Origin of the sequence: Escherichia sp. E4702 (assembly GCF_963883545.1) — a bacterium.
GTDB lineage: Bacteria > Pseudomonadota > Gammaproteobacteria > Enterobacterales > Enterobacteriaceae > Escherichia.
Genome location: NZ_CAWORF010000029.1, coordinates 1 through 15,961, shown reverse-complemented (window position 1 = coordinate 15,961; position 15,961 = coordinate 1). Strand labels below are relative to the sequence as shown.

General features: G+C 50.6%; 14 protein-coding genes and 2 pseudogenes. 7 read left to right on the top strand and 9 right to left on the bottom strand.

The features are described from left to right. Positions 1-20: 20 nt before the first annotated feature. The 6 genes from AACU94_RS18165 to AACU94_RS18140 are packed head-to-tail and all read right to left on the bottom strand — an operon-like array spanning position 21 to position 6,576. Positions 21-497: a TRAP transporter small permease gene (locus AACU94_RS18165; RefSeq protein WP_130216701.1), complete on the bottom strand. Its 477-nt coding sequence runs from the start codon at positions 495-497 to the stop codon at positions 21-23. Positions 498-517: 20 nt separating this feature from the next. Next, positions 518-2,599, bottom strand: coding sequence for an FAD-dependent oxidoreductase (locus tag AACU94_RS18160; RefSeq protein ID WP_135489973.1), 2,082 nt, complete (start codon positions 2,597-2,599; stop codon positions 518-520). Further along, complete coding sequence (locus tag AACU94_RS18155; protein ID WP_130216699.1) at positions 2,596-4,137, bottom strand: acyl CoA:acetate/3-ketoacid CoA transferase; 1,542 nt, start codon at positions 4,135-4,137, stop codon at positions 2,596-2,598. The genes AACU94_RS18160 and AACU94_RS18155 overlap by 4 nt, the downstream gene beginning before the upstream one ends. Positions 4,138-4,146: 9 nt before the next feature. After that, positions 4,147-4,923, bottom strand: coding sequence for an enoyl-CoA hydratase/isomerase family protein (locus AACU94_RS18150; protein ID WP_135489971.1), 777 nt, complete (start codon positions 4,921-4,923; stop codon positions 4,147-4,149). 9 nt (positions 4,924-4,932) lie between these two features. Next, positions 4,933-5,775, bottom strand: coding sequence for a sugar phosphate isomerase/epimerase family protein (locus AACU94_RS18145; protein ID WP_130216697.1), 843 nt, complete (start codon positions 5,773-5,775; stop codon positions 4,933-4,935). Between the two features lie 9 nt (positions 5,776-5,784). Continuing rightward, positions 5,785-6,576, bottom strand: coding sequence for a 3-ketoacyl-ACP reductase (locus tag AACU94_RS18140; RefSeq protein WP_130216695.1), 792 nt, complete (start codon positions 6,574-6,576; stop codon positions 5,785-5,787). 211 nt (positions 6,577-6,787) lie between these two features. On the opposite strand from AACU94_RS18140, the gene AACU94_RS18135 reads away from it, so the two are divergent. Next, a complete protein-coding gene (locus AACU94_RS18135; protein ID WP_130216693.1) occupies positions 6,788-7,435 on the top strand; it encodes a TetR/AcrR family transcriptional regulator in 648 nt (215 codons plus the stop codon). On the opposite strand, the gene ytfB is transcribed toward AACU94_RS18135, so the two are convergent. Then, positions 7,419-8,057, bottom strand: a complete 639-nt coding sequence (gene ytfB, locus AACU94_RS18130; protein ID WP_130221758.1) for a cell division protein YtfB — start codon at positions 8,055-8,057, stop codon at positions 7,419-7,421. The genes AACU94_RS18135 and ytfB overlap by 17 nt on opposite strands. 217 nt (positions 8,058-8,274) lie before the next feature. On the opposite strand from ytfB, the gene fklB reads away from it, so the two are divergent. From fklB to AACU94_RS18110, 4 genes are all read left to right on the top strand, one after another. Then, complete coding sequence (gene fklB, locus AACU94_RS18125) at positions 8,275-8,895, top strand: FKBP-type peptidyl-prolyl cis-trans isomerase (RefSeq protein WP_064525832.1); 621 nt, start codon at positions 8,275-8,277, stop codon at positions 8,893-8,895. Positions 8,896-9,197: 302 nt separating this feature from the next. Continuing rightward, entirely contained in the window at positions 9,198-10,601 is a 1,404-nt protein-coding gene (cycA, locus tag AACU94_RS18120; protein ID WP_130216689.1) for a D-serine/D-alanine/glycine transporter, read from the top strand. Positions 10,602-10,867: 266 nt separating this feature from the next. After that, a complete protein-coding gene (locus AACU94_RS18115; RefSeq protein ID WP_135490077.1) occupies positions 10,868-12,031 on the top strand; it encodes a hypothetical protein in 1,164 nt (387 codons plus the stop codon). A 32-nt stretch (positions 12,032-12,063) separates the two neighbouring features. After that, complete coding sequence (locus AACU94_RS18110) at positions 12,064-13,557, top strand: hypothetical protein (protein ID WP_135489969.1); 1,494 nt, start codon at positions 12,064-12,066, stop codon at positions 13,555-13,557. 44 nt (positions 13,558-13,601) lie between these two features. On the opposite strand, the gene ytfE is transcribed toward AACU94_RS18110, so the two are convergent. Both ytfE and AACU94_RS18100 read right to left on the bottom strand, forming a co-directional pair. After that, the gene (gene ytfE / locus AACU94_RS18105; RefSeq protein WP_135489967.1) at positions 13,602-14,264 is read right to left on the bottom strand and encodes an iron-sulfur cluster repair protein YtfE; all 663 of its coding nucleotides are present in this window, start codon (positions 14,262-14,264) and stop codon (positions 13,602-13,604) included. A 107-nt stretch (positions 14,265-14,371) separates the two neighbouring features. Continuing rightward, complete coding sequence (locus AACU94_RS18100) at positions 14,372-15,337, bottom strand: DMT family transporter (protein WP_135405724.1); 966 nt, start codon at positions 15,335-15,337, stop codon at positions 14,372-14,374. Positions 15,338-15,475: 138 nt separating this feature from the next. Between AACU94_RS18100 and AACU94_RS18095 the strand changes: the two are divergent. Beyond that, positions 15,476-15,583, top strand: a pseudogene (locus AACU94_RS18095) (winged helix-turn-helix transcriptional regulator); the annotation flags it as partial. Between the two features lie 220 nt (positions 15,584-15,803). Beyond that, positions 15,804-15,961, top strand: a pseudogene (locus AACU94_RS18090) (IS110 family transposase); the annotation flags it as partial.

The following is a 15,961-nucleotide window of genomic DNA, read 5'->3' as shown; positions in this document are numbered from 1 at the left end:
TTGGTTGTTGTTTGTTATCTTTAGAGTGGTTGTTTAAGTTCGGTTAAAACCATATCTATGGTGTATATGATAATAAGTACACCACTAATCGGGATGCTCATATAGATATATCCCATCTGCCAGCCTAAAGCGGGTGAGGTTTGACCTGAATCGAATGTGTCCATCGTTAATAGCCCACCACCATATACCATAATGATGGTAGCGAAGATAATAACGATAATCTGAATACACAAAAATAAATGACGTCGGGCTTTTCCTTTCAGCATCATAGGTAGCAGGTCAATCGCCAGATGCCGGTTTTGCCCTGCGGTGTACGCACCACCAAAAAGTCCAAGACAAATAAAGAGCAAACGGCTGAGTTCATCTGTAAAAATACTGGGACTATTAAATATAAATCGTGCAGCCACCTGCCATGTCACACATGCCACAATGATCGCCAAAATGGTAATATTCAATGTTGCAAGCAGAGCATTAATAGATCTAATTATATTTCGCATAGTGATTAACCTTTGCAATATCATTCATCCTGTGGCTGGTAAATTGTCCCATTAAGAAAGTCAGGCCAATTTTTTTCAAACCAGATGCTGTGGATAATGGGAAACTCACGAACAGTAGTATTTCTGACTTGAAATGCACCGTTGCAATAATGAATGAGTAACTTATTCTTTTTATCCTCTATACGCTCTGAACGAAAGCGCCATGCATCACAAAAACCATTTCGTGTTTGTGGGATAGAATTACCGGCTTCATCCATAACCATCCGCGCCCCGCGACTACCGCCACCAGCGTCAATATAATGCGTTAATTGTGTTAATACCGCGGCAGAGGTCAGTGCCATATGCCGCCACATAAACAGCTCGGCAATTTCGCCTACATGCTTAATGGTCAAACCGTGTTGCTGCACAAATTCACTCAACAGCAGGGCGTCACGGGTGGCGTGGCGAACTTTATCGGCATGACAAATAAATCCAGCGTAATCAGACATTCGTGCCTGGATTTTTTCTTTCGCCGTTGTCAGCGTCATTCCGTTCTCGTTTGCCAGCGCCTGAGTGATGATCTCTCTGACAGTAGACAACGGCGAGGCTGCCAGCTTTGCAATATCTCCATTAACAGACCGCTTTTGGGAGCAACCAATAAAACGCGCCAGGCGCACGGCAAAAACCTGTCCGGCATTCAGTGCCGCGCCGCCAGGCCGGGTAACGCCGTGAGTTCCGGCAACTTCTCCCACCGCGAAGCAACCGGGCAGGGAGGTTTGCCCCCAGATATCCACTTCTATACCGCCATTCATATGCTGATTATTCATGGCAAACTGCAGAGGCTGCGCGGTGAGATCGTAACCGTGCATCTTATACAGCGAGATAGAGAGCGGATTCATCCGTTGCAGACGTTCGATGGGCGATTGCGCCAGGGCGCCATTATTTTCCAGATACGCATGAACGTCGGCATCCAGCCGCTCTAATGAGAACGGCAAATCACCAGGTACGGCTTCAGGATTGCGATTGAAATCCATAAAAACCTGGCGACCACGTTGCTGTTCCTGCGCCACCGCCATATCCAGCAAGCTTGAACCAAAATCCATCACCCGCGTGGCATGGAACGGCCACTGATAGCCCTTACGGAAGATGTTTGAAGCCAGTTCCTGGGTAGTGCGATAGTAATCTGCAAGGAAGTTATACTCGTTGCCCTCAGCATCCACAGAATAGATATACGGGATCACCTGTACATAGGTGCCAGACAAATTCCACGGAAAGGTGCAACGTGGCGTGCCAATACCAAACTGGCTTTCTGTCAGATTGGTTAGCGTCAAACCTTCTTCCAGCGCCAGCCCCAGTGAGCCGAAGCATTTATGTGGATAAACACTGTCGCGATAAAGTTCGCCCGGTCCGCCCGTTGCCAGTACCACATTGGGCGCAGTCACAATTGCCAGCCCCCAGGGGTTATGGGCGCGGGAACCGGTTGCGAGAATAGCCCCCGCAACGCGATCTTCGCCATTCTCTCCGCACTGATGCAGGAGCTTAATCACCGTTGCACTGGTCAACATTGGGATGGCGAGGCGCTGCACTTCCTCCAGCAATACTTTCACCATCAGGCGAGAAGTGCGCGGTCCACAGGAGGTTGCGCGTCCGGCTTCGTCATGGTCGGTTTGATAACGGAGAATTGCGCCATAGCGATCTTCCGGTAATTCCAGACCAAGATATTGCAGACCGCCGAGGGTATGCAGAGAACCGACCGCCTCGACATAAGCGGTGTCGTGATCCATTGCGCCACCGCTCGCCAGTGCTTCCGCCAGTTTGGCGAAATTGTCGCCGTTGCCCGCAGTGGCAGCGGTAAACAGTGTTTGTTTATCGGAACCAGAGCACGCTGACGTTCCCATATATAACCCGGCGGTGGCGATCAGCACATTTTGCTGACGACGTTTTAGCTCAACTGCCGCACGTAATCCTGCTGCGCCGCTACCAACGACCAGCGCATCAACTTGCCAGATCGGGTAATCAACATCCTCAACGGTGACAATTGACGTTGGTTCTGCTGACACAAACCCCTTCGGGAAAGTGACGTGCGTCAGCGCATCGAGGATGGTGTCATCAAGCTGACTCATGCATCCTCCATTGGCGTAAACAGGCTGCTTTCCATCAGACGTGGTTGCCTGATAATCGGGCGGAAGGCCATGAACGGCAGAATGTCGCGCTCAATCTCCACACCCGGCGCGATCTCAATTAATTCAACGCCTTCTGCCGTTAACTGGAATACCGCGCGTTCAGTGATATACAGCACCTCCTGACCGCTTTGCTGTGCGTACGCGGCGCTAAAGGTAATTTTTTCTACCCGGGTAACCAGTTTAGGGATTTGACCTGACTGGGCGATATGCAAGCCATCTGGCGTTACATCGATTTTGCTGCCTTTGGCGTCGAACGTGCCGCAGAACACCACTTTACGGGCGTTTTGCGCAATTTCGAGAAATCCGCCGGGGCCAATGAGATTGCCATTGAGATGCGAGACGTTGACGTTACCGTGCTGATCCATCTCTCCCATGCCGAGGAAGGTGATATCGATCCCGCCGCCACTGTAGAACTCAAATTGATCGAGTGATGGAATAATGGCATCGGCGTTGCGGGCGCAGCCGAAAAACGCATCATCCAGCATCATACCGTTATGCACGCCTTGCTCGACGCTCAGCCATAAACTTTGGTAAGGAACGCCTTCGCGCAGCGCAACCCCAGGAATGCCGCCGGGAATGCCAAAGCCAAAGTTGGTTGAAGCGCCAGCCACCAGTTCGCGAGCTGCCCGACGGGCAATCAGGCGACGTACCGGATGACTAACCAGTTCAATAGCGTCGTTAGAACTCAGACGGCGATGTTGACCGCTGATCGTCAGGTCGTAACCGCCAAGATAGGTTTGCGGTTGTTCGCGGTGTTCAACGATGCCATCAACCAGAATCCCCGGTAGCTTGACCCGACGTGGTTCAAGTGCGCCTGCTTCCAGTACGTCGCGCACCTGTACGAACACTTTGCCGCCGCTGTTGTGTGCTGCCAGCGCCATCGAATAGCTATCCATATCAATCGCCTCTTCTTCAAGGCTGACGTTGCCACGCGGATCGGCATAAGTGCCGCGCAAAATGGCATAGTCCACTTTGAAAGGGCGATAGCGGAGTTTGGTTTCACCATCAATTTCAATCAGTTCTACCAGATCGTCGGTGGTGCAAGCGTTCGACTTTCCGCCGCCATTGCGCGGATCAACAAACGATCCCAACCCTACGTGGGTAAAAAGTCCCGGACGTCCGGCACCGATCTCCCGTAGCAACGCCTGAATCACGCCACCAGGAAAGCAGTAGGCTTCAATGGCATTGTTTTTCACCAGTTCCTGCATTTTGGGCGACCAGGTAAAGTGTCCGGCAATTATGCGTTTGAGCATTTCGGCATGAGCGAAGCGATTGGTTCCTTTGCTGTCGCGATCGCCAATACCCAGCGAGTGGATTAGTGTCAGATCGCGCGGGTGTCCGGTTTGCAGAAAACGAGCTTCAATGGCTGCCATAATATGGTCGGCTTCCACCATGCCGCCGCCGTTACCGCTAATGGCAATGGTTGCGCCGTCCTGAATTTGCGCCGCCAGTGCCTCGGCGGTTGTTATCTTACGCATACAATTTCCTTATTGATTGTGGAAGCTCACGCTACTTTTTTCGGCAAACGCGCGCGTCGCCTGCTGGCAATCCTGAGTAGCAGACATTAACCCTGCCAGTAACTGGTGCGAGTAATCGGCATGTTTATTTTCCAGTGCCAGAATCAGCTGCTTAATATGCGCCAGCGCCACCGGGCCACATTTTTCCAGCTGCGCTAGCTGATTCGCCATCCAGCTTTCTACCTGTTCTTTTTCTACCACTTCATCAATTAAATTCGCCGCCTGGGCTTCATGTGCCGTCAGACGTTTACCCAGCATCAGCATCTGGCGACCGACCACCGGACCGACCTGATTAAGCACGCGTTCAATGCCCATCCAGCCAGGCACCATACCGAGCATCACTTCCGGGTTAGAGAATTTCGCGCTGGGGCGAGCAATACGAATATCGCAGCACAAAGCAAGTTCAATCCCACCGCCGATGGTATGACCGTTGAGATTCGCAACGGTTAATTGGGGTAAATTGCGCAGACGATTAAAAACGTCATTACCGCGTTTAATCCATTTTCCGCCCATATCTAATGGCGAATAGGCTGACCACGATTTAATATCGCCGCCCGCACAAAAGAATTTATCACCTGTAGCAGTTAATTCGACTAATCGTAATGTGGTGTCGTTTTCAATTTCATTTAAATAATGATCGAGAGATTCGATCATTTCTTCGTTAATAGCATGACATTTATCTTCTCGATTCAATGTCAGGCGGCAGGAAGCTGCCGCTCTGCTGAACAGAACGGGTTGGTCACTCATGATCATTCCTTAACAATAATGCGCGATGCGATCGACGCTAATATCCAACGTGCTGTTAATATCTTGCTGCCACCAGTAGGGGGAGAATATTTCCAGTTCAATAGCGCCATTAAATCCGGCGTTTTCAACCAGCCGACGGATTGACGGAATATTGATGACGCCATCTCCCGGCATTCCACGGTCATTGACCAGATCAGTGGTCGGCACTAACCAGTCGGAAACATGAAACGCGAGGATGCGTTTTCCGGCACGCAGGATCTGACTGGCGAGATCCGGATCCCACCAGACGTGATAAACATCCACCGCGACACCGAGGCCAAATTCGCCATCGGGATCGAGTTCATCACACCAGTCCAGCGCCTGGCGTAACGTGCACAAACAGGAACGATCGGCTGCGGTCATTGGGTGCAGTGGCTCCAGCGCAATCGGCACGCCGACCTCTTTCGAATGTGGCAGTAACTGGCGAATCCCTTGTTTCACCTGTTCCCGCGCCTCATACAGATCTTTTGTGCCTGTTGGCAGACCGCCAACCACCTGCATATAACAGGCGGCGTTAAGCACGGCGGCGTCGTCCAGCGCCCGGCGGTTATCATCAATCGCTAGTTTGCGTTCCGCCAGCGTCGGTGCGGTGTAGTAAGTGCTACGGCACAAACCGGAAACGCTCATGTTACTGGCGGCGAGTTGGCGGGCGATCTGCTGGAGATCTTCGCCCTGCAATTCTCTGCGCCAGGGGGCGATTGCGCCAATACCGCGCGCGGCGCAAGCGTCAATAATGGCGGGCAGCGGCGTTTTATAACCCAGCGTCGCGGTATTAATGCTGAATAAATCAGGGCGTTGTAACAGATCTCTCATAGTTCAGCCTCAGAAGCGCGGCATACTTAAGCCGCCGTCGATGGCGACCGCCTGACCACAGGTGTAAATCAGTTTGCCTTCCGCCATCGCGCGGACAGTGGAGGCGATATCAGCCGGATAACCCCAACGTCCCCACGGCACCAGACCTTTGGCAATCAATTCGTCGTAATAGGCGGTTGCCGGAATGGTCATATCGGTTTTGATTAGGCCAGGGCGCACTTCATAAACGCCAATTTGTTCATTGCAAAGGCGAGCAGCAAACAGACGAGCAGCGGCAGAAACGGCGGTTTTGGCAATGGTGTATTCGCCGCGATTCATCGCCAGCATGATGGCGTTGATTGAACTGACGAAAATAATCGAGCGGTGCGGCAGCTCCGCTTCCGGCTTCGGCTGTGCGAGCAGACGTTTACTGAATGCCTGAGCGAGGAAGAACGGCGCGCGGGTATTGATGGCAATGTTTTGGTCGAAACTATCTGGTTCGAGATCGAGGAGGTCACCGCGCTTTTTCACTGAAATCCCTGCGTTGTTGAGCAGACAGTCCAGACGCCCCCACTGGTTTTGCGCCGCGTCGAGCATCTCTTCATGCAGGGAGAGATCGCCAACATCGGCAGGGAAGCAAATGACTTCCACGCCTTCTGCCATACATTCTTGTTGTGTGATATGCAGTTTTTCTACGCTGTCGGCATCGGGACGATCGTTAATCAGCAGGTTAAACCCGCCACGAGCAAGTTCCAGCGCACAACCCTTTCCAATACCACGTGCAGCGCCAGTGATGACAGCAACAGGACGAGTGGATTTCATAGGTTAATCCTCTTTTTCTGAATATTGTTTCCTTAAGTGATGGTTAGCTTGCGACTAGTCAGTAAAAAGATCAACCATCTGGTTGGTTGATCTGCGATAATGATCACAGGACATTTGATAACTCGATGAAAGACAATGTTTTGCCTTTTTGCTGTCGCTGAGATCAAATACGGTTATGATAGCCATCACGAAGAAGACGTGGGGAAGCGTTATGTATCTTGATACCAGCAACGTACAAAGCCTGAAGGAAAAGCTGCTGTTATGCGCGGTTAATGAATTTGCCGAATATGGTTACGAAGGCGCCAGGGTCGATAATATTGTTAAGGCTGCGGGGTGTAGTAAGCAGACGGTTTATCACCACTTTGGAAATAAAGAAAATTTATTTATCGAAGTGCTGGAATATACCTGGAACGATATTCGACAAAAAGAAAAGGCCCTTGATTTCTCAGGTCTTCCGCCACAAAAAGCGATTGAAAAAATCATTGATTTTACTTGGGACTATTATGTTTCAAACCCTTGGTTTTTAAAAATTGTACATAGTGAAAACCAAAGTAAAGGCGTGCATTATGCAAAATCACAACGTCTCTTAGAAATTAACCATGCGCATTTGCAGTTAATGGAATCTTTATTGGATGAAGGGAAGAAACTCAATATATTTAAGCCAGATATCGACCCGTTGCAGGTGAATATTAATATTGCTGCGCTTGGGGGATATTATTTGATCAACCAGCATACGCTTGGTCTGGTTTATCACATCAGTATGGTTTCACCGCAGGCACTGGAAGCCAGACGTAAGGTCATCAAAGATACGATCCTTAGCTGGCTTCTGGTTGAACGGTCATCTACCGCGCGCGAATAAAACTGCCATCCGGCTGGCGGGTAAACAAGACTTGTTGATTATTCCCCGTATCAATGGTTAAGCCCGTCACCACGCCGCTGGCGTTCTGGCGGATTTTCACCATTTGCCCATTTTGCAAATTACTTAATGGTTTACCTGCGCCTTCTACCTGCGCCATTGCGTATACATCGGTAGGAGGCAGACCGTGGTCGCGGAACAGTTGTGCCATCGTTTTGCCGGCTTCGACACGATAAGAGCGCCATTGATTGTCAATGCCGCTATCTGGCTGGAAAGGTTGCGTTTGCGTAGCTTGCGGCTGCTCTTCCGGTTGACCTTCCTGTATTGGTTCTGGAGCGACCGGGGCAACTTGATCCGGATCGTTTTGCGGCGTAACTAGCTGCGCCCGCAGTTGTTCTTCCGTCGGCGGCTGAGATTGCGACTGAATATCCAGCTGCGCTTCACGCGTCACGACGGGGGCGTCGGGCGCATCCTCAGACGGAAGCAGAAAACCGACCACCAAAATAATGGCGGCAATAATAATCCCCCGACGATGCATCGGAGGTAGCGGATCCATGAAGCGAAAGTTGTCCGGCGCGTGCCAGACCTTCTCCAGGGTTGGTTTTAGTTCAAAGCGCCCGGGCATGGTTTCCTCCTGCTCCGCGTCTTGTTCCTCAATCATAGCCTATGAATAAGCTAACGCTATGATGTCCGTGGTAAACCCGCCTTCATTATATTCATACGGGATATTGCTATTGTTTCTTTTTCCCCGGGATTTGTCATCACTCTCGCGACAAAGTTTTACCCAAGGAAGTGTGGCTGATATGCTGCCCGTTACTTTATACCCTGAGGAAGGAAATACGATGACCACCCCAACTTTTGACACCATCGAAGCGCAAGCAAGCTACGGCATTGGTTTGCAGGTAGGGCAACAACTGAGTGAATCTGGTCTGGAAGGGCTGCTGCCAGAAGCGCTGGTTGCAGGTATTGCCGACGCGCTGGAAGGCAAACATCCGGCTGTTCCGGTTGATGTGGTGCACCGCGCGCTGCGTGAAATCCATGAACGTGCCGATGCTGTTCGTCGTCAGCGTTTCCAGTCGATGGCTGCTGAAGGTGTGAAATATCTTGAAGAAAACGCTAAAAAAGAAGGCGTGAACAGCACCGAATCCGGCCTGCAATTCCGCGTGATCAACCAGGGCGAAGGCGCAATTCCTGCCCGTACCGACCGCGTTCGCGTTCATTACACTGGTAAATTGATCGACGGCACCGTGTTTGACAGCTCTGTTGCTCGTGGCGAACCGGCTGAATTCCCGGTGAACGGCGTGATCCCAGGCTGGATTGAAGCGCTGACTCTGATGCCAGTAGGTTCTAAATGGGAACTGACTATCCCGCAGGAACTGGCCTATGGCGAGCGCGGCGCTGGCGCGTCCATCCCTCCGTTCAGCACCCTGGTGTTTGAAGTCGAGCTGCTGGAAATCCTCTAAGCAGCGTATTCTGTTCCCCTCGAGCCAGAGGGGAGCAGGCATTTAGCAATAAACCCTTCAGTTTGCCAATCGGCGATATTTTGTGTTGCAAACGCTCCGTAAGCGTGTATTTTTGTGAGCTGTTTCGCGTTATCACCGTGATATGACACTCACTTTAAACATAAAATTAACATTAGATCTAAATCTTAGTATTCATCCCACGTATTGTTTCCTAATATCGATGAGTCCCGATACAGATTCGTCGTATCATAGACTGACTAAAGGCCGCAGAGCCTGAACAACACAGACAGGAAGAAAAAAACATGGTAGATCAGGTAAAAGTCGTTGCCGATGATCAGGCTCCGGCTGAACAGTCGCTACGGCGCAATCTCACAAACCGGCATATTCAGCTTATTGCCATTGGCGGCGCCATTGGTACGGGGTTGTTTATGGGATCCGGTAAAACAATCAGTCTTGCCGGGCCGTCGATCATTTTCGTTTATATGATCATCGGTTTTATGCTCTTTTTCGTGATGCGGGCAATGGGGGAATTGCTGCTTTCGAATCTGGAATACAAATCTTTTAGTGACTTCGCTTCCGATTTATTAGGGCCGTGGGCAGGATATTTCACTGGCTGGACTTATTGGTTCTGCTGGGTGGTTACCGGTATGGCGGATGTGGTTGCCATCACGGCGTATGCGCAGTTCTGGTTTCCGGGGCTATCTGACTGGGTCGCCTCGCTGGCGGTGATAGTGCTGTTGCTGACCCTGAACCTCGCCACCGTGAAAATGTTCGGTGAGATGGAGTTCTGGTTTGCGATGATCAAAATCGTCGCCATTGTGTCGCTGATTGTCGTCGGCCTGGTCATGGTGGCGATGCACTTTCAGTCACCGACCGGTGTGGAAGCGTCATTTGCGCATTTGTGGAACGATGGCGGCTGGTTCCCGAAAGGTTTAAGTGGCTTCTTTGCCGGATTCCAGATAGCGGTTTTCGCTTTCGTGGGGATTGAGCTGGTAGGTACTACTGCTGCGGAAACCAAAGATCCAGAGAAATCACTGCCGCGTGCAATTAACTCTATTCCGATCCGCATCATTATGTTCTACGTCTTCGCGCTGATTGTGATTATGTCCGTGACGCCGTGGAGTTCGGTAGTCCCGGATAAAAGCCCGTTTGTTGAACTGTTCGTGTTGGTGGGTCTGCCTGCTGCTGCCAGCGTGATCAACTTTGTGGTGCTGACGTCTGCGGCTTCTTCCGCTAACAGTGGCGTCTTCTCTACCAGTCGCATGCTGTTTGGTCTGGCTCAGGAAGGTGTTGCGCCGAAAGCGTTCGCTAAACTCTCTAAACGCGCAGTACCCGCGAAAGGGCTGACCTTCTCTTGTATCTGTCTGCTCGGCGGCGTGGTGATGTTGTACGTGAATCCAAGCGTGATTGGCGCGTTCACGATGATCACGACGGTTTCCGCGATTCTGTTTATGTTTGTCTGGACGATTATCCTTTGCTCATACCTTGTGTATCGCAAACAGCGTCCGCACCTGCATGAGAAGTCAATCTACAAGATGCCGCTCGGCAAGCTGATGTGCTGGGTATGTATGGCGTTCTTTGTGTTCGTCATCGTGCTGCTGACGCTGGAAGATGACACTCGCCAGGCGCTGCTGGTTACCCCACTGTGGTTTATCGCGCTGGGGCTGGGCTGGTTGTTTATTGGTAAAAAACGCATGGCGAAGTAATGCCGCTAAGGCACCTGCGGGTGTCTTTCAGGCTGCAAAATTGCCTGATGCGCTACGCTTATCAGGCCTACAGAACATCTGCAATATATTGAATTTGCGTGCTTTTGTAGGCCGGATAAGGCGTTTACGCCGCATCCGGCATGAACAAAGCACACTTTGTCAGCAATCTCCTTTGTCTTTATACATTCCTAAAAATACTTCCCGTCATCGACAGCTCTCAGGCGCGGGCTTACCGTGGATCTTTGCCACTCATTGCAGAGTTCACTATGGCTAAGCACAGTTGGTTATTAATCGCCGCATTACCTCTCTCCATTTCACCTTCCTGGGGCGCAGATTTTTATTACCGCCAGCAGGAGAAAAGCACGGTTTATGTTGCCGAACAAAAGGGAGAAAAAGATGAGATCCTCTCCGAACTGCCGGACGTTAATTTTTCCCGGCTCTGGCGCATTGCCAATTTAGCCAATAAACAAGAAACCCGCTTACTGTCCGATTTTAATCCCGATAAGTTCGACTGCGATGATCGGAATAATTGCCAGCATACCTGGCTCACCGATGGACGCTCTGTTCTTTGGGCAGGCAAAGTCCTGAAAAATCCATCCGGTGAACCTAATGTCGATGCCGCCAGTTTCCAGGCATTCGGTGCTTTCGCTGCTGATAAACGCAGTATCTATTTTGACGGTCAGCGTACCGATGATAATAGCGGCGATAAGCAGGTGGATATGTCAACGCTGGAAGAGACGGACATCTGGAATTTACTGCGTGATAAAAATAGTCTTTGGCATAAAGGTCGCTGGCTGGGTCATGCCGATGGATTTCAAATCGAGCGGCATGATTCAGCTCTGCAATTTGTTGTGCTGACAAATTCGCAGGTGATTGTTAATGGCAAGCCGCTGCCCGCCGATCGCAAAACCTTTCAGATTAAACGTTGGATGCCTGGCGAACGGTTGGTTTATCGCGATAAAAGCGGTGAGCATGACTATGAGCTTGAGGATATCGGTCACAGCTGTGCGTCATTTAAAATTGGTTTGAAGACTGTGTCCTGGCTTAAACAAGAAGCAACGCCAGCGGGGAGTGATTGTGTTTATGAAACACTGGCGGGAGTAGATCCGGAAAAATTTACCTTATTAACCTGGTCGGTAGGCTATTACAAAGCTCAATTCTATAAGGTTAAAACCAATACATTAGGTGAAGGTGAACTGATAATGCCCAGGCCAGAGGATGTTTCTGAACTATTGGAGAGGGGAAGCATGGTAACTGGCTACATGTATATCACCACAGACGGGCAACTCTACAGTCACCAACTTAGTGGATTAACCACAATCGACGGAAAACACTACGAGCAAACTGAATGGCTACGCTACAACCCCATTTCAGCAGAATGGTCAACGGTGAAGCAACCTCCGAGCGGTCTGAAACCCTTATTTAAATAACCTCTTCACACTAACAGTTTCAGGATGATGCTATGTTGCCAATTAAACCCGTTTGTCTCGTACTGGCTTTATTTTCAACCGCTTCAATGGCCTGCTCCGGCGTACCTTATGCCGCGTTTTACTACCAGCCGTGGGGGCAAGGAACAAAATATATCGTTGAAGATAGTGACGGTTACGGTATCGATTTTCCGGATATTCATTTGCCGCAGGTGAAGTTCAAACAGTTACGCCGCGTAGCTGACGGCACTGATGGAAAATATGATTCTCCAGATGATATCAATAATGATTTTGTGCGGGTGGCTCCCTTCTCTGGCTATCGCTCAAATGGCGGCTGGCGTTTCGACTGGTTGACTGATGGCCGCCATATTTTATGGGCTGGGAAAATAGTCCAGAACCCGCCGGGAACACCGAAAGTCGATGCCGCAACATTCCGCGCCTGGGGGCGTTTTGCTGCCGATAAAGACAGCCTCTATTTTGATGGTGAACGCACGGATGATAACCGCGGCGAAAAGCAGGTTGATATGGATTCACTGCAACAGGTGGGAGGGATAATTTACGCAGGTGATTCCGCAGATGTATTGAAAGATCGTCGCAATATTTACTTTCAGGGGCGCTGGCTGGGCAGTGCGCAAGGGTATTCTATTCTTGGCGTTAAATCCTGGACACGTCGTCCCATTATTTATTCCCCCAATAGCTGCGAAAGCAAAAGTAATCCAGGACCCTGGGATACCATCTGGCGGACCAAATCGCAGGTCTTTGTCAACGGAGATGCCATCAACGCCGATCCGGATACCTTTCAGATTGTGCGCTGGAGAGCCGGTTCCCTGCTGATTTATCGCGATAAAGATGGGGAAAAACGTTATTCGTTCGGTAAAGATTGCCGGATTACGTTTGACCTACAGCGGGATAAAGTAACCTGGATGACCCGAGATGCTTCCAGGCGTGCCAATGACTGCCGGGTTGCGACCATTCCTGATGTTGATCCTGAATATTTTCGCCACCTGACGGATAATGTGGCGCAATATAAAGATTCGCTCTATCTGGTGAAGTATGTTTCTGGGGTCGAAAAAACGCTTTCGGTTATTCATTTACCCGACCCGAAACAAGAATTACAGGAAGGCGTTAATATTGTAGGGAGTAAAGTTTATTTCATCGCGAGCAATGATGTGACTATTTTTGATATTAATGGACAATGGCAGTGGTTTAAAAGCCCCGATGGCACACCATTAAATTATTTAGCACATGACGATCGCTATACGTATTTTATTGATGAAGACACGGTTGAGTATTTTGAACTGAAAGGTCAATGGACGTGGTTTAAAGACGCCAATGGTCAATTATCAGATACCTTTGCTCATGATGACCACTATATTTATTACGTAGGCGATGGGCTGGTACGTGATGCGAAGCGGCGTAATGAGACTCGACAACTCAATGCGGCGCATCTTGATAAAAACGGCAGTTTGCTTACCGTTGAAGGTATGTACACCAGTTACAACAATGAATTACTTCCACTGAATGACTGAATAATCAACGATCCTGCCCATGTCAGGATCGTTGATCGAACAAATCACTCACCCGCCAGCGCGCGTGGGAACAGTACATTGTTTTCCAGACTGATGTGATCCATCAAGTCATCAATCAGTTCATTAATGCCGTTGTACATCGCTTTCCAGGTGGTACAGGCTTCTGGCGGCGGTGTGACGTTATTGGTAGCGTGTTTGATTACTTCCAGCAGTTCACCCGCTTCATCGTGTTCGCTTTCCATTACGCTGATTGGCCCCATCGCCTGGCTGCCCATGCCTTGTTTGATCATCGGGAAGAGTATCTGCTCTTCTTTCATCATGTGGCTGGAAAGCTCTTCATGCAGCATGGTCAGGTATTTTGTCAGCCCTTTTGGCACGCTCGGTTTGTCGGCGTGAACGCGCTCTACTTTGGTCGCTTGCAGGATCAGCTCCGGCAGTTGCTCGCGGTGACGATCGTGGTAGCGCACGATGATATGGTCGATGATTTCCGCCAGTGGGGCGCTACGCCAGTCTTTCTCAATCGGTTGTTCAGCAAGCTTTGCCAGCTCAGCTTCAATGACCTCAACATCCAGCTCTTTACGTGCCGCAGCACGAGCCAGCGTCTGCTTACCGCCGCAGCAGTAATCCATATCATATTTACGAAACAGAGCCGAAGCGCGAGGAATAGAGAGCGCCAGTTCACCTAAAGGTTGGTCGCGATAAGCCATAGCTGATACCTCATTCTTAATAATATAAGATGTATTTTAAATGCATCTTTAAGGCAAAAGCTATAACCCTTACGTAGCAGAGGCTTATTTAACTCACTGCCAGCATGTCAACTTTCTGAGACAGATTCAGTTAAAGGTTTTTCTGGTTTTGCTCTGACTGCAATGACCACGCCAACCACTAACAGCGCGATACCGCTCAACGTCATCAGCGGCGGCATTTGCTGGCGGAGTAAAAAGGTGTACAGCAAACCTGCCAGCGTTTCGAAAACAATCAGCGGCCCGAGAATCACTGTCGGTAATCGCTGGCTGGCGACGTTCCAGCAGAGTGCACCGACCCATGAGCAAAGCACGGCAATCGCAATCATCAGGCTAATAAACACCAGCGGACGGGGACCAAAAGGTAGGGAGAAGTCCGGCGTTTGCGTATTCAGCCAGTAACAAGCGACAACATAGCCGATGAGAGAAACCGGCAGCGTGACCAGCGCCTGCGCCGTCGCCCACATCATCGGATGTTTGTCGGGGTTTTCCCGCAGCCAGCGGGCGTTGCGCAGGGCATACCACGCCCAACAGACTACAGAGACTGACGCCAGCACGATGCCTGAGGTATAACGTGCCCAGTCAAAATCGGGGAGTCCGTGGTTTAACTCAGCAATATTCACACACGCCAGGCCGATGCCAATACAAACCAGCGCCGGGGCGAGTTTCCCCCATGCGAGTTTGCCGTCGCGCTGGCTGTACAGCAGATTGGCGAAGACGGGAATCACCACCGGCAGAGTGCCGATAATCATCGTGGAAACAGGTGCGCCGGTACGCTGAATGGCGCTGGCGAGACAGAAGTAATAGATAAGGTTGCCCATCATGGTGAGCATCAAGGCGGTAAGCCAGTCGCGACGCGCCAACTGACGCAGACGCACGCGCCCCAGCCAGGCAATGGGCAGCGCAATTAATCCTAACGCCAGATAACGCCCCATCGACTGCAACATCGCCGGGTATTCCGGTACGATCAACGGCCCGACAAAAATAAGCCCCCACATCAACCCTGCTAACAGGGCGTACAGCACGCCGCTAATCATTACTGGCATCCATTGATCTGTCAGAAGAAATATTCAGGGAACAGACGTGGTCGTTCCCGGCATCCCGTCATTATCCGAGAGGATGCGGGAGGATGCCACTTTAATTAACTAGTTATTAACATTAACCGGACGTCGCGAGTAACGCCGCTGGGCGAGCAGGTGAGCGAAAAGGTTGCTGTACTGGCGGACTGGATTGAGTTGAATTTGCCCGAGGTGTTGGCGGTGCGAGATGAACGAGCGACATAACTGCCGGATGCGCTGCGCTTATCCGGCCTTGTATTATCCCTCCTGTGCAGAGAAAATTGGCCAGTTTTCTCTGCCTGCAGTCCGCATGCCGTATCCGGCCTTGGGTTCTAACCTGCGCGGTAGATTTATGCAGCGGACTGCCTTTCTCCCAAAGTGATAAACCGGACAGTATCATGGACCGGTTTTCCCGGTAATCCGTATTTGCAAGGTTGGTTTCACTATGGAACATGAACTTCATTATATTGGTATCGACACCGCTAAAGAGAAACTGGATGTCGATGTGTTGCGCCCTGATGGCCGTCATCGCACCAAAAAATTCGCTAACACCCCTAAAGGGCACGATGAGCTGGTGAGCTGGCTGAAGGGTCACAAGATTGA